This window comes from Bradyrhizobium sp. McL0615 (assembly GCF_049993905.1).
Taxonomy (GTDB): domain Bacteria; phylum Pseudomonadota; class Alphaproteobacteria; order Rhizobiales; family Xanthobacteraceae; genus Bradyrhizobium.
Window position 1 is genome coordinate 7962935 of sequence record NZ_CP188254.1, and the last position, 17561, is coordinate 7980495.

General features: G+C 64.0%; 12 protein-coding genes and 1 pseudogene. 8 read left to right on the top strand and 5 right to left on the bottom strand.

Going from position 1 to position 17561, the window contains the following annotated elements; all coding sequences use genetic code 11:
* The first annotated feature begins 81 nt into the window (after positions 1–81).
* A complete protein-coding gene (locus ACPPVP_RS38360) occupies positions 82–1050 on the top strand; it encodes a tripartite tricarboxylate transporter substrate binding protein (protein ID WP_426528721.1) in 969 nt (322 codons plus the stop codon).
* Between the two features lie 88 nt (positions 1051–1138).
* Positions 1139–2104: a Bug family tripartite tricarboxylate transporter substrate binding protein gene (locus ACPPVP_RS38365; RefSeq protein WP_426528722.1), complete on the top strand. Its 966-nt coding sequence runs from the start codon at positions 1139–1141 to the stop codon at positions 2102–2104.
* Positions 2105–2122: 18 nt separating this feature from the next.
* Here ACPPVP_RS38365 and ACPPVP_RS38370 read toward each other — a convergent pair whose 3' ends face one another.
* Both ACPPVP_RS38370 and ACPPVP_RS38375 read right to left on the bottom strand, forming a co-directional pair.
* Positions 2123–2770: a glutathione S-transferase family protein gene (locus tag ACPPVP_RS38370; protein WP_426528723.1), complete on the bottom strand. Its 648-nt coding sequence runs from the start codon at positions 2768–2770 to the stop codon at positions 2123–2125.
* A 20-nt stretch (positions 2771–2790) separates the two neighbouring features.
* Positions 2791–3684, bottom strand: a complete 894-nt coding sequence (locus ACPPVP_RS38375; RefSeq protein ID WP_426528724.1) for a LysR substrate-binding domain-containing protein — start codon at positions 3682–3684, stop codon at positions 2791–2793.
* Positions 3685–3877: 193 nt separating this feature from the next.
* On the opposite strand from ACPPVP_RS38375, the gene ACPPVP_RS38380 reads away from it, so the two are divergent.
* Positions 3878–4630 carry a sulfite exporter TauE/SafE family protein gene (locus ACPPVP_RS38380; protein WP_426528725.1) on the top strand — a complete coding sequence of 251 codons (753 nt, stop codon included), beginning with the start codon at positions 3878–3880 and terminating at the stop codon, positions 4628–4630.
* A gap of 74 nt (positions 4631–4704) precedes the next feature.
* Here ACPPVP_RS38380 and ACPPVP_RS38385 read toward each other — a convergent pair whose 3' ends face one another.
* The gene (locus ACPPVP_RS38385; protein ID WP_426528726.1) at positions 4705–5349 is read right to left on the bottom strand and encodes a LysE family translocator; all 645 of its coding nucleotides are present in this window, start codon (positions 5347–5349) and stop codon (positions 4705–4707) included.
* A 192-nt stretch (positions 5350–5541) separates the two neighbouring features.
* Between ACPPVP_RS38385 and ACPPVP_RS38390 the strand changes: the two genes are divergently transcribed.
* Complete coding sequence (locus tag ACPPVP_RS38390; protein ID WP_426528727.1) at positions 5542–7356, top strand: adenylate/guanylate cyclase domain-containing protein; 1815 nt, start codon at positions 5542–5544, stop codon at positions 7354–7356.
* A gap of 168 nt (positions 7357–7524) precedes the next feature.
* A pseudogene (locus ACPPVP_RS38395) lies at positions 7525–8184 on the top strand (di-heme-cytochrome C peroxidase); the annotation flags it as partial.
* Positions 8185–8196: 12 nt separating this feature from the next.
* Here ACPPVP_RS38395 and ACPPVP_RS38400 read toward each other — a convergent pair.
* The gene (locus ACPPVP_RS38400) at positions 8197–9144 is read right to left on the bottom strand and encodes an alpha/beta fold hydrolase (RefSeq protein WP_426528728.1); all 948 of its coding nucleotides are present in this window, start codon (positions 9142–9144) and stop codon (positions 8197–8199) included.
* A 237-nt stretch (positions 9145–9381) separates the two neighbouring features.
* Here ACPPVP_RS38400 and ACPPVP_RS38405 point away from each other — a divergent pair, with 237 nt between their 5' ends.
* The gene (locus ACPPVP_RS38405) at positions 9382–9849 is read left to right on the top strand and encodes an Hsp20 family protein (RefSeq protein WP_426528729.1); all 468 of its coding nucleotides are present in this window, start codon (positions 9382–9384) and stop codon (positions 9847–9849) included.
* A gap of 166 nt (positions 9850–10015) precedes the next feature.
* On the opposite strand, the gene ACPPVP_RS38410 is transcribed toward ACPPVP_RS38405, so the two are convergent.
* Complete coding sequence (locus ACPPVP_RS38410; RefSeq protein WP_426528730.1) at positions 10016–10684, bottom strand: hypothetical protein; 669 nt, start codon at positions 10682–10684, stop codon at positions 10016–10018.
* Between the two features lie 476 nt (positions 10685–11160).
* Here ACPPVP_RS38410 and gltB point away from each other — a divergent pair, with 476 nt between their 5' ends.
* Both gltB and ACPPVP_RS38420 read left to right on the top strand, forming a co-directional pair.
* Positions 11161–15909: a glutamate synthase large subunit gene (gene gltB, locus ACPPVP_RS38415; protein ID WP_426528731.1), complete on the top strand. Its 4749-nt coding sequence runs from the start codon at positions 11161–11163 to the stop codon at positions 15907–15909.
* A 150-nt stretch (positions 15910–16059) separates the two neighbouring features.
* Positions 16060–17517 (top strand): glutamate synthase subunit beta, encoded by a 1458-nt coding sequence (locus tag ACPPVP_RS38420; protein WP_426528732.1) that lies wholly within the window; start codon positions 16060–16062, stop codon positions 17515–17517.
* Positions 17518–17561: the final 44 nt, after the last annotated feature.

Below are 17561 nucleotides of genomic sequence, written 5' to 3' on the forward strand. Positions count from 1 at the left end.
GCCGGAGGCCTTGCATCGAACAGTTCATCGCGTACGATGCCTGCCAACACCGCACCTGAGATGCGGGATCGGGGAGCATTCATGAGACTGCCGAGCAAGCTGCTGGCTGGACTGACGTTGCTATTGTTGCCAGCTCTGGCCTCGGCGCAGGATTTCCCCGCAAAACCGATCAAGCTGATCGTGCCGTTCCCGGCCGGCGGTCCCAACGACATCATTGCGCGCGTGATCGGCCAGCGCATGTCCGAAATTGCCAGGCAGCCGGTGCTGATCGACAATCGCGGCGGCCAGGGCGGCGTGCTCGGCACCGACGCGGTCGCAAAGGCCCCACCCGACGGTTACACCATCGCGATCTCGAGTGCGGGCGCGCTCGCGATCAGCCCGAGCATGGAAAAGGTCGCCTACGATACGCTGAAGGATTTCGCGCCGGTGACGCTGGTCGCCACCGTGCCCGAAATGCTGGTGGTCGCGACCAACGTGCCCGCCAATGACTTGAAAGAACTGGTCGCGCTCGCAAAGGCGCAACCGGGAAAACTGAATTTCGCCTCGTCCGGTCCCGGCAGCCTGCCGCATCTGGCCGGCGAACTGCTCAAGCTGACGGCCAGCATCGACATCGTGCACGTGCCCTATCGCGGCGCCGCGCCGGCGGTGAACGACCTGCTCGGCCAGCAGGTGCAGATGACGTTCCTCGATCTGCCGGTGCTGTTGCCGCAGGTCAAGGCCGGCGCCCTGCGCCCGATCGCGATCGGCGCGCCCGAGCGGGCGCCGACCGCGATGGAGGTGCCGACTACCGCCGAGGCCGGGATGCCCGGCATGATCATCGAGAACTGGTACGGCATGGTGGCGCCCGCCGCCACGCCACCGGCGATCATCGCTTACCTGCACAAGATCACGACCGAAGCGATGGCCGATCCGACCGTGAAGGAAAAGCTCGCAGCCCAGGGCGCGACGCTGGTCGGCGACACGCCGGAACATTTCCGCGGCTTCATCGACAGCGAAATCAGGAAGTGGGCGAAGGTGATCAAGGACGCGGGGGTCGTGACGACGAAGTGAGGACCGCCGCGTCCCTGCCTATTGCTGAACTAGAGGCGTGAAATCGCCGGGACATCTCGCCCGGCCATGACAAGTTGCCGGAGGCTTCATGAAGGCTCTTCGCGTGCTTCTCACCGGATTGTCCGTGCTGCTGCCCGCTATGGCGGCAGCCCAGGATTTCCCGAGCAAACCGATCCGGCTGATCGTGCCGTTTCCACCCGGCGGGCCGAACGACATCATCGCGCGCCTGGTCGGCCAGCGCATGTCGGAAATGACGAAGCAGCCGGTTCTGATCGACAATCGCGGCGGCCAGGCCGGCGTGCTCGGCACCGATGCGATCGCCAAGGCGGCCCCCGACGGCTACACGATCGGGATCGTGAGCGCGAGTTCGCTGGTCATCAACCCGACTCTCGAGAAAGTGCCCTACGACGTGGCAAAGGATTTCGCCCCTGTCACGCTGGTGACGACGGTGCCGGAGATGCTTGTTGTCGCCAGCAACGTTCCCGCCGGCGACATGAAGGAACTGATCGCGCTCGCCAAGGCACAGCCCGGGAAACTCAATTTCGCATCCGCCGGCGTCGGCGGCCTGCCGCATCTGGCCGGTGAACTGCTCAAGCTGACCGCCAGCATCGACATTGTGCACGTGCCCTATCGGGGTGCTGCGCCCGCCATCAACGATCTGCTCGGCCAGCAGGTGCAGATGGCGTTCCTCGATTTGCCGGTGCTGCTGCCGCATATCAAGGCCGGCACCCTGCGCCCGATTGCCCTCGGCGCGCCGAAGCGCGCGTCCACCTCACCTGACGTGCCGACCACGGCGGAGGTCGGCATGCCGGACCTGCTGATCGAAAACTGGTACGGCATGCTCGCGCCGGGCGGAACGCCCGAGCCGATCATCACCACGCTGAACCGCCTCACCAACGAGGCGATGAACGATCCGCAGGTGAAGCAGAGGCTCGCCGATCAGGGCCTGACGGTCGCCGGCAACACGCCGGCGCAGTTTCGCGACTACATCGGAACCGAGACCCAAAAGTGGGCCCGCGTCATCAAGGCCGCCGGCCTGACCATGGGCAAATGACGTCTGGCTTCCACCCCATCAAAAATCAAGGCGTCCGCGTAATTCCCCGAACGGAATCATGATGTGGGTTCGAAACGCTTCGCGCTCCCTTAGCGCGCGGTACCAGCGCTCCACTCCCGGCAGCGCCGGCCGTTCGATCTCGAGTTCGAAATACCGGTACAGCGACGTCCCTGCGGTTATGTCGGCGAGCGACAGCGTCTCGCCGAGCAGGAAGGACCGGCCTTCCAGCAGCCGGTCCAGCTTGCCGAAATCTTTCGCACACCGCGCCAGCGCGGCGTTGATCGCCGGCCAGTTTCGCTTGTCTTCGGGCGTGCGATAGAAGCCCCAGAATACGCCGATCAGAAAATCGGGCTGCAGCGCGGTCTGAGACCAGTCCATCCAGCCGTCAACGGCGGTGCGCGCAACGGGATCGTCGGACCAAAAGCGCCCCGCACCGTGCTGCGCGGCAAGGTAGCGAAGGATCGCGTGCGATTCCCACACCGTCGCCGCGTCGTCCCGGATCACGGGAATGCGGCCGTGGGGATTCATTGCGAGGAAATCAGGCGCATCGAGCCCGCCAAACTGGCCCCCGGCATCGATATGTTCGTGCGGCAGTTCGAGTTCGCCGATCAGCCACATGACTTTCTGGAGGTTAAAAGAACTGCGGCGTCCCCAGACCTTCAGCATTTTTGCTCTCCTTCAGATGTTCAGCGTGGCGCAGATTTGCGCAGATGCTCCGCCAATTGTTGCGCGGGCTTGGGCAGCGCCCGAAAACTCCGCGCACAGATCACGAGCTTCCGGTTGGCCCAGGAATCCCTGATCCTGACAACATTGATCTTCATCGACCGCGCGCACCGCTTTGCCGCCACTTCAGGCATCACGCCGATCCCGATGCCGGCGGCGACCATCTGGCCGATCGCATCGAAACTGTTCAGCCGGGCGCGGAAGCGCAGACGCGCCCCGAGACGCGCCGCATGTCCGCTGATATGGGCGTGCAGCGCGATCGAGTTGATCAGCCCGACGAAATCGCGCTTCACCACCTCGCTGAAATCGACCTGCCGCCGGTTCGCCAGTTCATCATCCCGCGCGGCGACCAGCACCAGGCGGTCTTCGCTGAACGGCATCCGCTCGATATTGTCCGCAAGCGCGTGTTCGGCGGCGAGCCCGAGATCGGCGGCGCCGATGACGATGGCGCGGGCAATCTCGGCGCTTTCGCGCTCCTCGACGTCGATCGAAATGTGGGGATGCGCCGCCAGAAAGGCCGCCAGCGTCTTCGGCAGATATTCCGAGAGCCCGGACGTGTTGGCGAGGAAGCGGACGGTGGCCTTCGCGCCATGGGCAAAAGCCAGAAGATCGCCGCGCATCGCCTCCACATTGTGGAGCACGACCCTGGCGTGATCGAGCAGGCTTTCGCCGGCCGGCGTCAGTTCGACGCCACGGCGGCCGCGCGTCAGCAACGCAACGCCGAACGCGTCCTCCAGTCCCTTGATTCGCTCGCTCCCCGATGCCAGCGCGAGATGAACCCGCTGCGCGCCGTTGGTGATGCTGCGCGTCTCGGCCACCGCGACGAAGAGCTGAAGATCGACCAGATCGAAGCGCATCGGGATTCCCTGCGAAGTGATCGGCTTTGAGCCGTCATTGCGAGCGCAGCGAAGCAATCCATCTTTCCTTGTGCTGCAACATGGATTGCTTCGCTTCGCTCGCAATGACGAGGAGATAGCCTTCGTTCCTGCCGAAGGCTATCTCCGTAATCTCCAGATTGTGCCTGTTATGCCGATAGGTCAATGTCGTCCCATGTTCGATTCCCTGCTTCTCCTCGTCACTGCCGCCTTCCTGCTCGCGGGCTTCGTGAAGGGCGCGCTCGGGCTTGGCCTGCCGACGGTGTCGATGGGCCTGCTTGCGGTGTCGATGCCGCCGGCCCAGGCGCTCGCCATCGTCATCGTGCCGGCGATCATCACCAATATCTGGCAGACCTTCGGCGGTCCTTATCTGCGCGATATTTTCCGGCGGCTATGGCCATTGCTGATTGGTACGGCCGCCGGCATCTGGCTGAACGCAGGGGCGCTGACCGGGCCCTATGCGCGCTACACCACCATCGCGCTCGGCCTGTTGCTGGCGATCAATGCCGTCATCGGCCTGAGCAAGTTCAATTTCGCCATTGCCCCCCGAAACGAAAAATGGGTCGGCGGTATCGTCGGGCTGATTACCGGCATGATTTCGGCGGCAACCGGCGTGCAGGTCGTTCCGTCGGTGCCTTTCCTGCAGGCGATCGGCATGGAAAAGGAAGAGCTGATCCAGGCATTGGGCGTGTTCTTCACGGTCGCGACCCTGGCGCTTGGCCTCAACCTCACCGGCGCCGGCCTGCTAACGGCCGCAACCGCGCTGCCGGGCGCGGTCGCCATGGCGGCGTCCTTTGCCGGCATGTTTATCGGACAGGCGGTGCGGACGCGGCTGCAGCCGGATATCTTTCGGCGCTGGTTCCAGATCGGCATGATTGTCCTGGGCCTCTATCTCTCCAGCAATGCGCTTGCGAAATTGGTGTCGTAACTTCCACCTAAGCTGCGTGGGAAAGCCCGCGAATTCCCAGCGACGGAATTCATCGGGCGGGCGGGCAGCCGAACCTAGCGCGCCTCCAGCATCGCGACGCGGATGCCGAGATAGACGAACAGCCCGCCGAGAGCCCGGTTGATCCAGGCCATCGTGCCGGCCGATTGCCGGATGCGGCCGGCGGCCCTGGCCGCGAAGGCGGCAATCCCGAAGCACCACAACGTGCCGCTGGTGATGAAGATCAGGCCGAGCATCAGGAAGGCCAGCGTCTTGTGGGCAGATTCCGCCGTCACAAATTGCGGCAGGAACGCCAGAAAGAACAGCGCCACCTTCGGATTGAGCACGTTGGTCAGGGCGCCCTGCCAGAACACGCGGGCAAGCGAAGTCTCGTTGCCCGCCACGGCCGCCTCCGCCAGCGGCCGCGAATGTGACAGCAGCATCTGGACGCCCGTAATCAACAGATAGGCGGCACCTGCCCATTTCAGCACCGTGAAGGCGGCAGATGACGCCATCAACAGCGCCGACAGGCCGATGGCGGCGCCGAACACGTGAACAAGGCAGCCGACGCTGATCCCGGTCGCCGCTGCCGCCCCGCCACGCCATCCAAACTGGATGCTGCGGCCGACAATGTAGGCCGTGTCCGGTCCCGGGGTGACGTTGAGCAGGAGCCCGGAAAGGATGAAAAGCCAGAGTTCATGAATGCCGAGTGTTTCAACCATCTATTTGACCGGTTCCACGACCCTGTCTGCCCTTAAATTGCGCGTGTGCCAATTCTAGACGGTTTGCGGTACCATCATGAGCAAATCAGGCTTCCACCAGATAACGCATATTTTATAAACATTGGAATCGGCCGGCCGACCACGTAGTGGTTATCCCGCCCATTCCGGCGCCGTTGGGGATATAGTGGGGACATGGAAAGACGCTTGGCTGCCATCGTCTGTGCTGACGTCGCCGGCTACTCCCGCATGATGGGGGCCGACGAAGCGGGGACGCACGCCACGTTCAAGGCCCATCGCACCGCGATCTATCCGATCATCCTCAATCACGGCGGCCGCCTGGTGAAGAATACCGGCGACGGTTTCCTGCTGGAGTTTCCCTCCATCGTCGGCGCCATCGAGGCCGCGGTTGCGATGCAGATGGTGATGGCGGAGCGCAACGAGCACCTGCCCGCCGATCGATCCATGCAGTTCCGCATGGGCATCCACATGGGCGACGTGATGGCCGACGAGGACGAGGTGTTCGGCGACGACGTCAACATCGCCGTCCGCCTCGAATCGGTTGCCGCCTCCGGCGGCGTGGCGGTTTCGGGCAAGGCCTGTCATGAAGCCGGCAAGCGTCTCAGCGTCACGCTCGCCGATGCCGGCCCCCATCGGTTCAAGAATATCGAAGAGCCGATCCAGGTCTGGACTTGGCAGCCCGCCGGCTCCGACGCCAGCGGCCCGGCGCCCAAGGCCTCGACCGAAACATCGGTCACCAATCTCCCGGCCCAGTATCGGACGGCGATCGTAGGCGTACTGCCGTTCGCGAATTTGAGCGAAAGCGCCGACGAGTATTTTTCCGACGGGCTGACCGAGGACCTGATCCACGCGCTTTCGCTGCAATCGTTCTATCGGGTGCTGAGCCGCAACTCGACCTTCTCCTACAAAGGCAGGAATGTGAGCACGCGCCTGATCGCGCGCGAGATCGATGCGAGCTACCTGATCCAGGGCTCCGTACGCCGGGCCGCCAACAAGATTCGCGTCACCGCCGAGTTGATCGCGCCCGAGACCGGCGAGCAGTTGTGGACCGGCCGGTTCGACCGCGACATCGGCGACCTGTTCGCCATGCAGGACGAGCTCACCACCAGCCTCTCGGCGGCGATCGCGGCCGAGATCTACCGGGCGGAGGCCTCCGCGCCGCCGCGCTCGTCGTCGAACGACATCACCGCCTGGGATCGCTTCCTGAAAGGGCTTTCCTACTACTATTTGCAGACGCAGGCCGATCTCGAAACCTCGATCAGCTTGTTCAAGGAAGCCGTCACGCTCGATCCGACATTATCGATCGCCCGTGCCTATCTCGCCACGATCCAGATCCAGGGCATCCAGTTCGGATGGATCCGAAGCACGCGCGAAATGTTTGACTACGCAATGAGCCTTGCGGAAAGCAGTGTCCGGCTCGATCCCCGTTCGTCCTTTGCCTTCCAGACTCTCGCCTATTTGAACGCGGCGGGAGGGCACCACGAGACGGCAATGGATGCCGCCAAGCGGGCGGTCGGGCTCAATCCGTACGATATGGGCGCCCGCGGCGTGCTTGGGATTTGTCATCTCGTGTCCGGCGAACACCGGCCCGCAATCGAACTGTTTACGATGGCAGCGCAGAGCGGCAACAACGATCCCAGGTATCAATGGGCGGCCGTGAACGCGTTCGGCCATTACCTGCTCGGGCAGTACGATGCTTCGCTGTCCTGGGCGCGGGAGCAGCTCTATACCAATCCCAATATGCTTCAGGCACTCGCGATCCGCGCGGCGGCGCTCGCCCAGTTGGGACGAACTTCGGAGGCCGCAACGGCGACCGAGGTTTTGCTCAGCAACTATCCGAGCCTTACCGTCGAACGCCATTTGCGGAACTTCCACTGGAAGATGCCTGAGGATATCGCCCACTATCGCGACGGCCTTTTGAAGGCCGGCATCCCCTACAGCCGACTGACTCTGGTCGAGCCCTCGCCCAAGCTTGCCGCCGATTCATGAGCGTGTGAACGGTTTGGTTGACACGGCGTCGAATTCCGCCAAAACTTGCCTACACGCTGAAGTAGCGCGCCGCTGAATTCCTTTTTTCAGAACCGTCATCCGCTTCGCCCTGGCAGCGGACCGATTTTCATACTTGGCGCTTTCCCGGCGCTTTGAGGATTTGAAACCATGTCGGACAACCCCACCGGTACTGCTCCGGGCACCCCGTCGGCCGGACAGATTCCCGTTTCACCCAACAACCCCTGCCCGTTCCTGCGCGCGCTGGTCGCCAACGGCTATGTCGGCGGCCACGTCGTGCCGCTTTCGCAACTCGCCGAAATGGTCGGATTGGCGAGCGGCGAAACCGGCTCTGCCCAAAACGAGGTGCGGATGAAAACCAGGATGGTCGCCGTCATTGCCAACGGCCTTGGGCCGCTGAGCGTGCTGAAAAGCGCGACCTCCGGCGCGGTGCTCGACGAACTTCGCGATGGCCCGCTCGACAAGCACGGCGGCGGTTCGCGCATTCTCGACGTCGACGCGAAAGTCCATGAGGACGAAATCGCCCGGCTCGCCGGCTTCGGCAAGGACCGCAAGGATCCTGACGGCGGCGTCGAGCGCGGCCTGACGGAGAAAGAGATCGACACCTTCATGAAGGCCAATCTCAAGCGCGACGGCGATGCGGCGCACTGGTACTACCCTCTTCTCATGAAGGGCGAATGGCCTGTGCTGCTGAAGATCCTCGGCAAGGGCGAAGGTGAGGAGCGTTACCTCAGTGTCGCCGAAGTCAGGACGCTGTTCGTTGAGCGGCGATTGCCCGAGCGGATCACCAAGCGGCTGCCGAAGCCGGCCCCGCGCTGAGCATCACTTGAACAGCGGCGTGCCGGGCACGAAGGCGTCGAACGCCGCCCAGAATTGCCCGCGGTAGCGGTCCTGCTCCTGCAGGATCTCGTGCCGGGAGCCAGCGATCACCAGATGCGAGCCGGCGCGCAGATGGTAGGCGAATTCCTCGATCGCAGCCGTGGAAACAATGCTGTCGTTGCTGGCCGCCAGCATCAGGATCGGCTGGCGGATTTCGGACGGGTAGCTCACGCCGCGAAAGGTATGCATCGCCCTGAACGCGGTATCGGCCCAGGCCACCGTCGGCGAGCCGATGCCGAGCGTGGGATCTTCTTCCAGGATCGCGGCGTTGCGGGCGTAGCGCACGGGATCGCTGGTGAAGGGGTTGTTGATGAAGGATTCCGTTCCGGTCAGCGCGTCGCTGCCGCCGGGCACGTAGCGGCCGCCCTGCCCCATCAGCCGCATGGTTCGAAGCAGCACGCGCGTCGGGAACGAGGTCCTGCGCCCCGGAAGATCGATCATCGGCGCTGACAGCACCATGCGGTCGAACCAGCGCTTCCCCGCATGCGCGAGTCTCAGCATGACGGCGCCGCCCATCGAGTGCGCCAGCGCGAAGAAGGGCGGCGGGCAATCCGGCAGCACCACCTGCTGCACGAAGGTTTCGACGTCGACTTCAAAATCGGAGAAGTCGCGGACATAGCCCTTGCGCGGATCGCGCAGGCGGCGCGAGGAATGCCCCTGGCCGCGCCAGTCGATCATCGCCACCGCAAACCCGCGATCGCGCAAGTCGCGCACCGTCTCGAAATATTTCTCGATCGGCTCGGTCCGCCCGGGGAAGACGCAGACCGTGCCCTTGCGCCCTGCCGGTGGCGCCCAGCGCGCGAACCGCAACTCCGCGCCGTCGGGCGTCTTGATCGTGCCCGAGACGACGTCCTCCGGAACCGGATTGGCGGGGATAGAGACGAGCGTCATGACGGGCAACCGGCTAGGTGAAAATCACTGGAAATCAAGGCAGGAAGCGCAAAAAAGGGGGCCTGTTTCGCCCCTCTTGAACGCCGTTTCACCCCTCCCATATCATTTCTGTGCAGGCCGCTACCAGTGTTTCGGACCAAAACACGAAGGCTCCAAAACCCTGAGGCTGCACAGGACTACGGCCCGGCCCGATGGCGGGCGGGTAATTGAAACAGTCGCTCAATGGAGGACTACCCTATGCGTACCTACGACCTCACTCCGTTTTATCGTTCCACCGTCGGCTTCGACCGCTTCTTTAACCTGCTCGATCAGGTGACCTCAGACGGCAGCCCCGGTTATCCCCCCTACAATATCGAGCGCACCGGCGAGAACGCCTACCGCATCAGCGTTGCGGTCTCCGGCTTCTCGCAAGGCGAGCTTTCGATCGTCGCGAAAGAAAACACGCTGACGATCAAGGGCGAGAAGTCAGCCAACGAAAACGGCAAGGACACTTCCGAAGTACTCTACCGCGGCATCGCCGCGCGTGCCTTCGAGCGCGTATTCCAGCTTGCCGATTTCGTGCAGGTGAAGAACGCCTCGCTCGAGAACGGCCTGCTCCATGTCGATCTCGTCCGCGAGATCCCCGAGGCCAAGAAGCCGCGCAGCATTCCGATCAACTCCGGCGCGCAGGCGCCGCAGGTGGTCGACGCCTCGGTCGCCGCGTAACGCGCTTCAAGCTTTCGGCCGGTATTGGCTGAACGCGAAAACGCCCCGGGAAACCGGGGCGTTTTTTGGTTCGTTTGTGGCCCGGATGGAGCGCAGCGCAATCCGGGTCCTTTGCTCGCGGATAAAGTCACCCCGGATTTCGCTCCGCTCCATCCGGGCTACGCATTCACTCCAGTCCCTGCGCCGTGGGCATATCCTTCGTCGGTGCAATCGACGGGACGGGCTTGGCTGGAGCCGAACCGGTTGTCACCGGGGCGGCCGCCTGCACCTCGGCCGACTTCGGGGCAGGTGCAGTCGCCTGCTGGACCGGAGCCGGCGCTGGCTTGGCGGCGATCGGGCTGGCCTTCGGCATCGGCACCGCGCGGCTCGCGACATGGGCCGGCCGTGACGGTTTCGGCGCGGCCTGGACCTGGTCCGGCGCCGTAAAGGGCCCATGCAGCGCGCTCTGCTCCTCGTAGTAATTATCGCCGCCCATGCGGTAGACCGGCAGGAAGCGGATGATGCGGCCATTGCGCGCGTCAATAATCAGCCGCCCGTCCGCGCCGCCGCGATCGAGGGCCGCGATCGTGTAGACGAAGCCGCGGAGCCTGGGGATGCCGAGCGGCGAGAATCCGTTGTCACGCAGCACGGAGTACACTTCCGTCGACGGCAGCAGGCTTGGGCCGTTTCCGTAGTGCGGCCCGGGCACGTAGGACGGCCCGGGAACCGGGCGCGGCGCCATCGCATAGGGGGCTTCGACATCCGATGCCGCCACGTAGGGCCCGGGCACCTGCGCCTGCGCGCTGCCCGCCAGAAGGACCAGTCCCGCCGCTAAAGATCCCGTGAAAAACTTCATCACCGAAAGCTCCTGTAAGCCCCGCAACCACCGGGCCTGCGCGGGAGCATTTCGCTCTCCTGCCGGCCCGGACCAATATTTCATTGCGAAATCTGGCGGTCCTTGGGCCGGATCGCGGCACCGCTGCCGCAAACGCCCACCGGCGGGTTTTTCCCCGGCCGCAATGAGCCTATCCGCATGCAGGCGAGGACTTTCACGCGCTTGTGTGATAGACAAAAATTTGGCATGGTCGGAGTTAGGACAGCATCGCTGTCTTAATTGCGGGGCGGTCCCGGCACAGGGATTGCAAAGAAACCGTGGCGCCACGAGCTCCAGGGCAGTGCAGGCAAGGCCGTTCCTCAGGGACGTTGAACGCCCAGGCCTGAATTTAAGAAATTGCGGCTCGCGGAGGACGAGCGGTGGCCCGGTGGGTGCCGCAAGCGTCCAAGGTGCGCCGACGATGTGGTGAGGCCCTTAGCCTTTTTGAGAGGAATAAGATGAGCGGGTCGGAATTCGAGCGCGAAAACATCGTGGCAGAAACACTGTCGGCGACCGCGGCTTCGAAACCGGTCGACACTTTGCTCGAAGATTCTCCGCGCGAGCATGACTGGCGTCCGCCGGCCGTGGGCATGTACGACCTCTCGATGGAGAAGGATTCCTGCGGCGTTGGCTTCATCGCCAACATCAAGGGCAAGAAGTCGCATCAGATCGTCTCCGACGCGATCAGCATTCTCTGCAACCTCGAGCATCGCGGCGCGGTCGGCGCCGATCCGCGCGCCGGCGACGGCGCCGGCATTCTGGTGCAGATCCCGCATGCCTTCTTCGCCCGCAAGACCGCAGCCCTCGGCTTCAAGCTGCCGGAGCCCGGCCACTATGCCATCGGCGCGCTGTTCATGCCGAAGGAGACGGCGTGGCGAAAAGTGATCCAGAGCATCATCGCCGAACAGATCAAGGAAGAGGGCCTCGTGCTGCTCGGCTGGCGCGACGTGCCGTCCGACAACGCCTCGCTCGGCGTCACCGTCAAGCCGACCGAGCCCTATCACATGCAGGTGTTCATCGGCCGCAACGGCACGGCGAAGACCGAGGACGAATTCGAGCGCAGACTCTACATCCTGCGCAAGTCGATCTCGCAGGCGATCTATCAGCGCCGGGAGCGCGGGCTCGCCGGCTATTATCCGGTCTCGCTGTCGTGCCGCACCGTGATCTACAAGGGCATGTTCCTCGCCGACCAACTCGGCAAGTACTATCCCGACCTGCATGAAGCGGATTTCGAGAGCGCGCTGGCGCTGGTGCATCAGCGCTTCTCGACCAACACCTTCCCAACCTGGTCGCTCGCGCATCCCTACCGGATGATCGCCCATAACGGCGAAATCAACACGCTGCGCGGCAACGTCAACTGGATGGCGGCGCGCCAGGCTTCCGTGCATTCGGAGCTCTACGGCAAGGACATCAGCCGTCTGTGGCCGATCTCCTACGAAGGCCAGAGCGACACCGCCTGCTTCGACAACGCGCTCGAATTCCTGGTGCAGGGCGGCTACTCGCTGCCGCACGCCGTCATGATGATGATTCCGGAAGCGTGGGCCGGCAATCCCCTGATGGATGAGCAGCGCCGCGCCTTCTACGAATATCACGCCGCGCTGATGGAGCCGTGGGACGGCCCCGCCGCGATCGCGTTCACCGACGGCCGCCAGATCGGCGCTACGCTCGACCGCAACGGCTTACGTCCGGCGCGCTATCTCGTCACCAAGGACGACCGGATCGTGATGGCGTCCGAAATGGGCGTGCTGAAGATTCCCGAGGACGAAATCATCACCAAGTGGCGGCTGCAGCCCGGGAAGATGCTGCTGGTCGACCTCGAACAGGGACGCCTGATCCCCGACGACGAGATCAAGGCGACGCTGGCCAAGAGCCATCCCTACAGCGACTGGCTGCATCGCACCCAGCTCGTGCTGGAAGAATTGCCTGACGCGGCCACCAAGGGCATGCGCTCGAACCTGCCGCTGCTCGACCGGCAGCAGGCGTTCGGCTATTCGCAGGAAGACATCACCATCCTGATGACGCCGATGGCGGCGACCGGCGAAGAAGCCGCCGGTTCGATGGGCAACGACACGCCGATCTCGGCGCTGTCGGACCGGCCGAAGCCGCTCTTTACGTACTTCAAGCAGAACTTCGCGCAGGTCACCAACCCGCCGATCGATCCGATCCGCGAGGAGCTCGTCATGAGCCTCGTCTCGATCATCGGGCCGCGGCCGAACCTGTTCGACCTGCAGGGCATGGCCTCGACCAAGCGGCTCGAGGTGCGGCAGCCGATCCTCACCGATGCGGACCTGGAGAAGATCCGCTCGATCTCCGATGTCGCGGACACCCATTTCAAGTCGCGCACGCTCGACACCACCTTCCATGCCGGCTTCGGCGCGGCGGGCATGGAGCAGGTGCTCGACGAACTCTGCGCGCGCGCCGAAGGCGCGGTGCGCGAAGGTGTCAACATCATCATCCTGTCCGACCGCATGGCGGGCTCGGACCGGATTCCGATCCCCTCGCTTTTGGCCTGCGCCGCCGTGCATCATCATCTGATCCGCACAGGATTGCGCACCTCGGTCGGGCTCGTCGTCGAGTCCGGCGAGCCGCGCGAAGTGCATCATTTCGCGTGCCTGGCCGGCTACGGCGCCGAGGCGATCAATCCATATCTGGCGTTCGAAACCATCATCGCCATGAAGGACCGGCTGCCCGGCTCGCTCGACGACTACGAGATCGTCAAGCGCTACATCAAGTCGATCGGCAAGGGCCTGTTGAAGGTGATGTCCAAGATGGGCATCTCGACCTACCAGTCCTATTGCGGCGCGCAGATTTTTGACGCCGTCGGACTGAAGGCCGATTTCGTCGCCAAGTACTTTGCCGGCACCCACACCCGCATCGAGGGCGTGGGCCTGGCCGAGATCGCCGAGGAAACCGCGCGCCGCCATACCGACGCGTTCGGCGATGCGCAGGTCTACAAGACCGCGCTCGATGTCGGCGGCGAATATGCCTACCGGACCCGCGGCGAGGACCATGCATGGACCGCGGAATCCGTTTCCACGCTGCAGCATGCCGTGCGCGGCAACTCGCTGGAGCGCTACCGGGCGTTTGCAAAGATCCTCAATGAGCAGTCCGAGCGGCTGTTAACGCTGCGCGGCCTGTTCCGGCTCAAGACCGCCGAAGACGAGAAGCGCAAGCCGGTGAAGCTCGACCAGGTCGAGCCCGCCAAGGACATCGTCAAGCGTTTCGCCACGGGAGCCATGTCGTTCGGCTCGATCTCGCGCGAGGCGCATACGACGCTCGCGATCGCCATGAACCGGATCGGCGGCAAGTCGAACACCGGCGAAGGCGGTGAAGAATCCGATCGCTTCAAGCCGCTGCCGAACGGCGACAGCATGCGTTCGGCGATCAAGCAGGTCGCCTCCGGCCGCTTCGGCGTGACGACGGAGTATCTCGTCAACTCCGACATGATGCAGATCAAGATGGCGCAGGGCGCCAAGCCCGGCGAAGGCGGCCAGTTGCCCGGCCACAAGGTCGACGCGACCATTGCGCGCGTTCGGCACTCGACGCCCGGCGTCGGTCTGATTTCGCCGCCGCCGCATCACGACATCTATTCGATCGAGGATCTGGCGCAGCTGATCTACGACCTCAAGAACGTCAATCCGGACGGTCAGGTCTCGGTCAAGCTGGTTTCCGAAATCGGCGTCGGCACGGTGGCCGCGGGCGTCGCGAAAGCGCGCGCCGACCATGTCACCATCGCGGGCTTCGAGGGCGGCACCGGCGCGTCTCCCCTCACCTCGATCAAGCACGCGGGCAGCCCGTGGGAGATCGGCCTTGCCGAAACCCACCAGACGCTGGTGCGCGAGCGGCTGCGCAGCCGCATCGTGGTCCAGGTCGACGGCGGCTTCCGCACCGGGCGCGACGTCGTGATCGGCGCACTGCTTGGCGCCGACGAGTTCGGCTTCGCCACCGCGCCGCTGATCGCGGCCGGCTGCATCATGATGCGCAAGTGCCATCTCAACACCTGCCCGGTCGGCGTCGCGACGCAGGATCCGGTGCTGCGCAAGCGCTTCACCGGCCAGCCCGAGCATGTCATCAACTACTTCTTCTTCGTCGCCGAAGAGGTACGCGAGATCATGGCGCAGCTCGGCTACAAGAAGTTCGACGAGATGATCGGCCAGACCCAGATGCTCGACCAGTCCACGCTGGTCGCGCACTGGAAGGCCAAGGGGCTCGACTTCTCAAAACTCTTCGTCCGCCAGAAGGAAGAGAAGGGCCAGAAGATCTATCACGCCGAGGCGCAGAACCATCATCTGGAGAAGGTGCTCGACCGCCGCCTGATCGAGAAGGCGCAGGCCGCGCTCGACCGCGGCGCGCCGGTTAGAATCGAGGAAGAGATCAACAACACCGACCGCTCCGCCGGCGCGATGCTGTCGGGCACGGTGGCCAGGATCTACGGCCATGCCGGGCTGCCGCATGACACCATTCAGGTCAGCCTGAAGGGTACCGCGGGCCAGGCGTTCGGCGCGTGGCTGGCGCGCGGCGTCACCTTCGATCTCGAAGGCGAAGGCAACGACTATGTCGGCAAGGGCCTTTCCGGCGGCCGCATCATCGTCAAGCCGCCGCGGAACTCCGGTATCGTGCCGGAAGAATCCATCATCGTCGGCAACACGGTGATGTACGGCGCGGTCGAGGGCGAATGCTATTTCCGCGGCATCGCCGGCGAGCGCTTTGCGGTGCGTAACTCCGGCGCGATCGCGGTCGTCGAAGGCGCCGGCGATCACTGCTGCGAGTACATGACCGGCGGCATTGTCGTGGTGCTGGGCAAGACCGGGCGTAACTTCGCGGCCGGCATGTCGGGCGGCATCGCCTATGTGCTGGACGAGGCCGGCGACTTCGAGAAGCTCTGCAACCTCTCGATGGTCGAACTCGAGCCGGTGCTGTCGGAAGAGCTGATCAACGCCGGCACCTACAATCACTCCGGCGATCTTGAGGCGCATGGCCGGGTCGATGTTTTCGCCAATCTGCTGGAGTCCGATATCGAACGGCTGCACATCCTGATCACGCGCCATGCCAAGCTGACCGGCTCGAAGAAAGCGGCCGAAATCCTCGCCGACTGGAAGACGTGGCTCCTGAAATTCCGCAAGGTGATGCCGGTGGAATACCGCCGCGCACTGAAGGAAATGAAGGCGAACGCCGACGCCGAGCCAAAAATCGCGATCGGGGCTTAGTTGCACGAGCCCGTCATTGCGAGCGCAGCGAAGCAATCCATAGCGCCACAAGCCGAACCATGGATTGCTTCGTCGCCAGCGCTCCTCGCAATGACGGAGGCGTGACGGGAAGAAGCAAGACGAACGAGAGATTCAGGGACGTCAGTTTTTATGGGCAAGATCACAGGTTTTCTGGAAATCGACCGGCATGACCGCAAGTATGCGCCGGTCGCGGATCGTTTGAAGCACTATCGCGAATTCGTCATTCCCCTGAGCGAGAAGGACACCCGCGACCAGGCCGCGCGCTGCATGAATTGCGGCATCCCCTATTGCCACGGCACCGGTTCGGTGGCGCCGGGCACGCCGGGCTGCCCGGTCAATAACCAGATCCCCGATTTCAACGACCTCGTCTATCAGGCCAATTGGGAAGAGGCCTCGCGCAACCTGCACTCGACCAACAATTTCCCCGAGTTCACCGGCCGCATCTGCCCGGCGCCGTGCGAAGCGTCCTGCACGCTCAACATCGACGACAACCCGGTCACCATCAAGACCATCGAATGCGCCATCGTCGATCGCGCCTGGGACAATGGCTGGCTGAAGCCCGAGATTGCGCCCAGCAAGACCGGCAAGAAGGTAGCGATCATCGGCTCCGGACCCGCAGGCCTTGCGGCTGCGCAGCAGCTCGCGCGCGCCGGACACGACGTCCACGTCTACGAAAAATTCGCCAAGGCCGGCGGATTGCTTCGCTACGGCATTCCCGACTTCAAGATGGAAAAGCACGTCATCGACCGCCGCGTGGCGCAGATGGAAGCCGAGGGCGTGACGTTCCATTACGGCGTCCATGTCGGCGGCACCGTGCAAGGCGCGATCGATCCGCGCGAGCTGCTCAACCAGTATGACGCGGTGGCATTGACCGGCGGCGCCGAGGCCGGCCGCGATCTGCCGATTCCCGGCCGCGAGCTTGACGGCATTCACTTTGCGATGGATTTCTTGCCGCAACAAAACCGCCGCGTCTCCTCCGAGCCGCTCGGCGACGCCACGGAAATTCTCGCCGAAGGCAAGCATGTCGTCGTGATCGGCGGCGGCGACACCGGTTCGGACTGCATCGGCACCTCATTCCGGCAGGGCGCGAAATCTGTCACGCAACTTGAAATCATGCCGGCGCCGCCCGAGCACGAGAACAAGGGCATCACCTGGCCGAACTGGCCGTTGAAGATGCGGACCTCGTCGAGCCAGGCCGAAGGCGCCAAACGCGAATTCGCGGTGCTGACGCAAAAATTCTCGGGCGAGAATGGCAAGGTGCAGAAGCTGCACTGCGTCCAGGTCGACGACAAGTTCAAGCCGATCGCGGGCACCGAATTCGAGCTCGATGCCGAGCTCGTGCTGCTCGCCATGGGTTTTGTGCATCCGGTGCACGAGGGCATGCTGAAGAACCTCGGCGTCGATCTCGACCAGCGCGGCAACGTCCGCGCCAACACGCATGACTACCAGACCTCGCTGCCCAACGTGTTCTCCGCCGGCGACATGCGCCGCGGGCAATCGCTGGTGGTGTGGGCGATCCGCGAGGGCCGGCTGTGCGCGCGGGCGATCGACCAGTATCTGATGGGGACGACGACGCTGCCGCGGTAGCTCCGCTGTCATCACCCGCGAATGCGGGTGATCCAGTATTCCAG

What these genes read in the sequence shown, in the direction of transcription:
- ACPPVP_RS38360 (WP_426528721.1), top strand. Translation starts at nt 82, where the DNA reads ATGAGACTGCCGAGCAAGCTGCTGGCTGGACTGACGTTGCTATTGTTG.
- ACPPVP_RS38365 (WP_426528722.1), top strand. Translation starts at nt 1,139, where the DNA reads ATGAAGGCTCTTCGCGTGCTTCTCACCGGATTGTCCGTGCTGCTGCCC.
- ACPPVP_RS38370 (WP_426528723.1), bottom strand. Translation starts at nt 2,770, where the DNA reads ATGCTGAAGGTCTGGGGACGCCGCAGTTCTTTTAACCTCCAGAAAGTC.
- ACPPVP_RS38375 (WP_426528724.1), bottom strand. Translation starts at nt 3,684, where the DNA reads ATGCGCTTCGATCTGGTCGATCTTCAGCTCTTCGTCGCGGTGGCCGAG.
- ACPPVP_RS38380 (WP_426528725.1), top strand. Translation starts at nt 3,878, where the DNA reads ATGTTCGATTCCCTGCTTCTCCTCGTCACTGCCGCCTTCCTGCTCGCG.
- ACPPVP_RS38385 (WP_426528726.1), bottom strand. Translation starts at nt 5,349, where the DNA reads ATGGTTGAAACACTCGGCATTCATGAACTCTGGCTTTTCATCCTTTCC.
- ACPPVP_RS38390 (WP_426528727.1), top strand. Translation starts at nt 5,542, where the DNA reads ATGGAAAGACGCTTGGCTGCCATCGTCTGTGCTGACGTCGCCGGCTAC.
- ACPPVP_RS38400 (WP_426528728.1), bottom strand. Translation starts at nt 9,144, where the DNA reads ATGACGCTCGTCTCTATCCCCGCCAATCCGGTTCCGGAGGACGTCGTC.
- ACPPVP_RS38405 (WP_426528729.1), top strand. Translation starts at nt 9,382, where the DNA reads ATGCGTACCTACGACCTCACTCCGTTTTATCGTTCCACCGTCGGCTTC.
- ACPPVP_RS38410 (WP_426528730.1), bottom strand. Translation starts at nt 10,684, where the DNA reads ATGAAGTTTTTCACGGGATCTTTAGCGGCGGGACTGGTCCTTCTGGCG.
- gltB (WP_426528731.1), top strand. Translation starts at nt 11,161, where the DNA reads ATGAGCGGGTCGGAATTCGAGCGCGAAAACATCGTGGCAGAAACACTG.
- ACPPVP_RS38420 (WP_426528732.1), top strand. Translation starts at nt 16,060, where the DNA reads ATGGGCAAGATCACAGGTTTTCTGGAAATCGACCGGCATGACCGCAAG.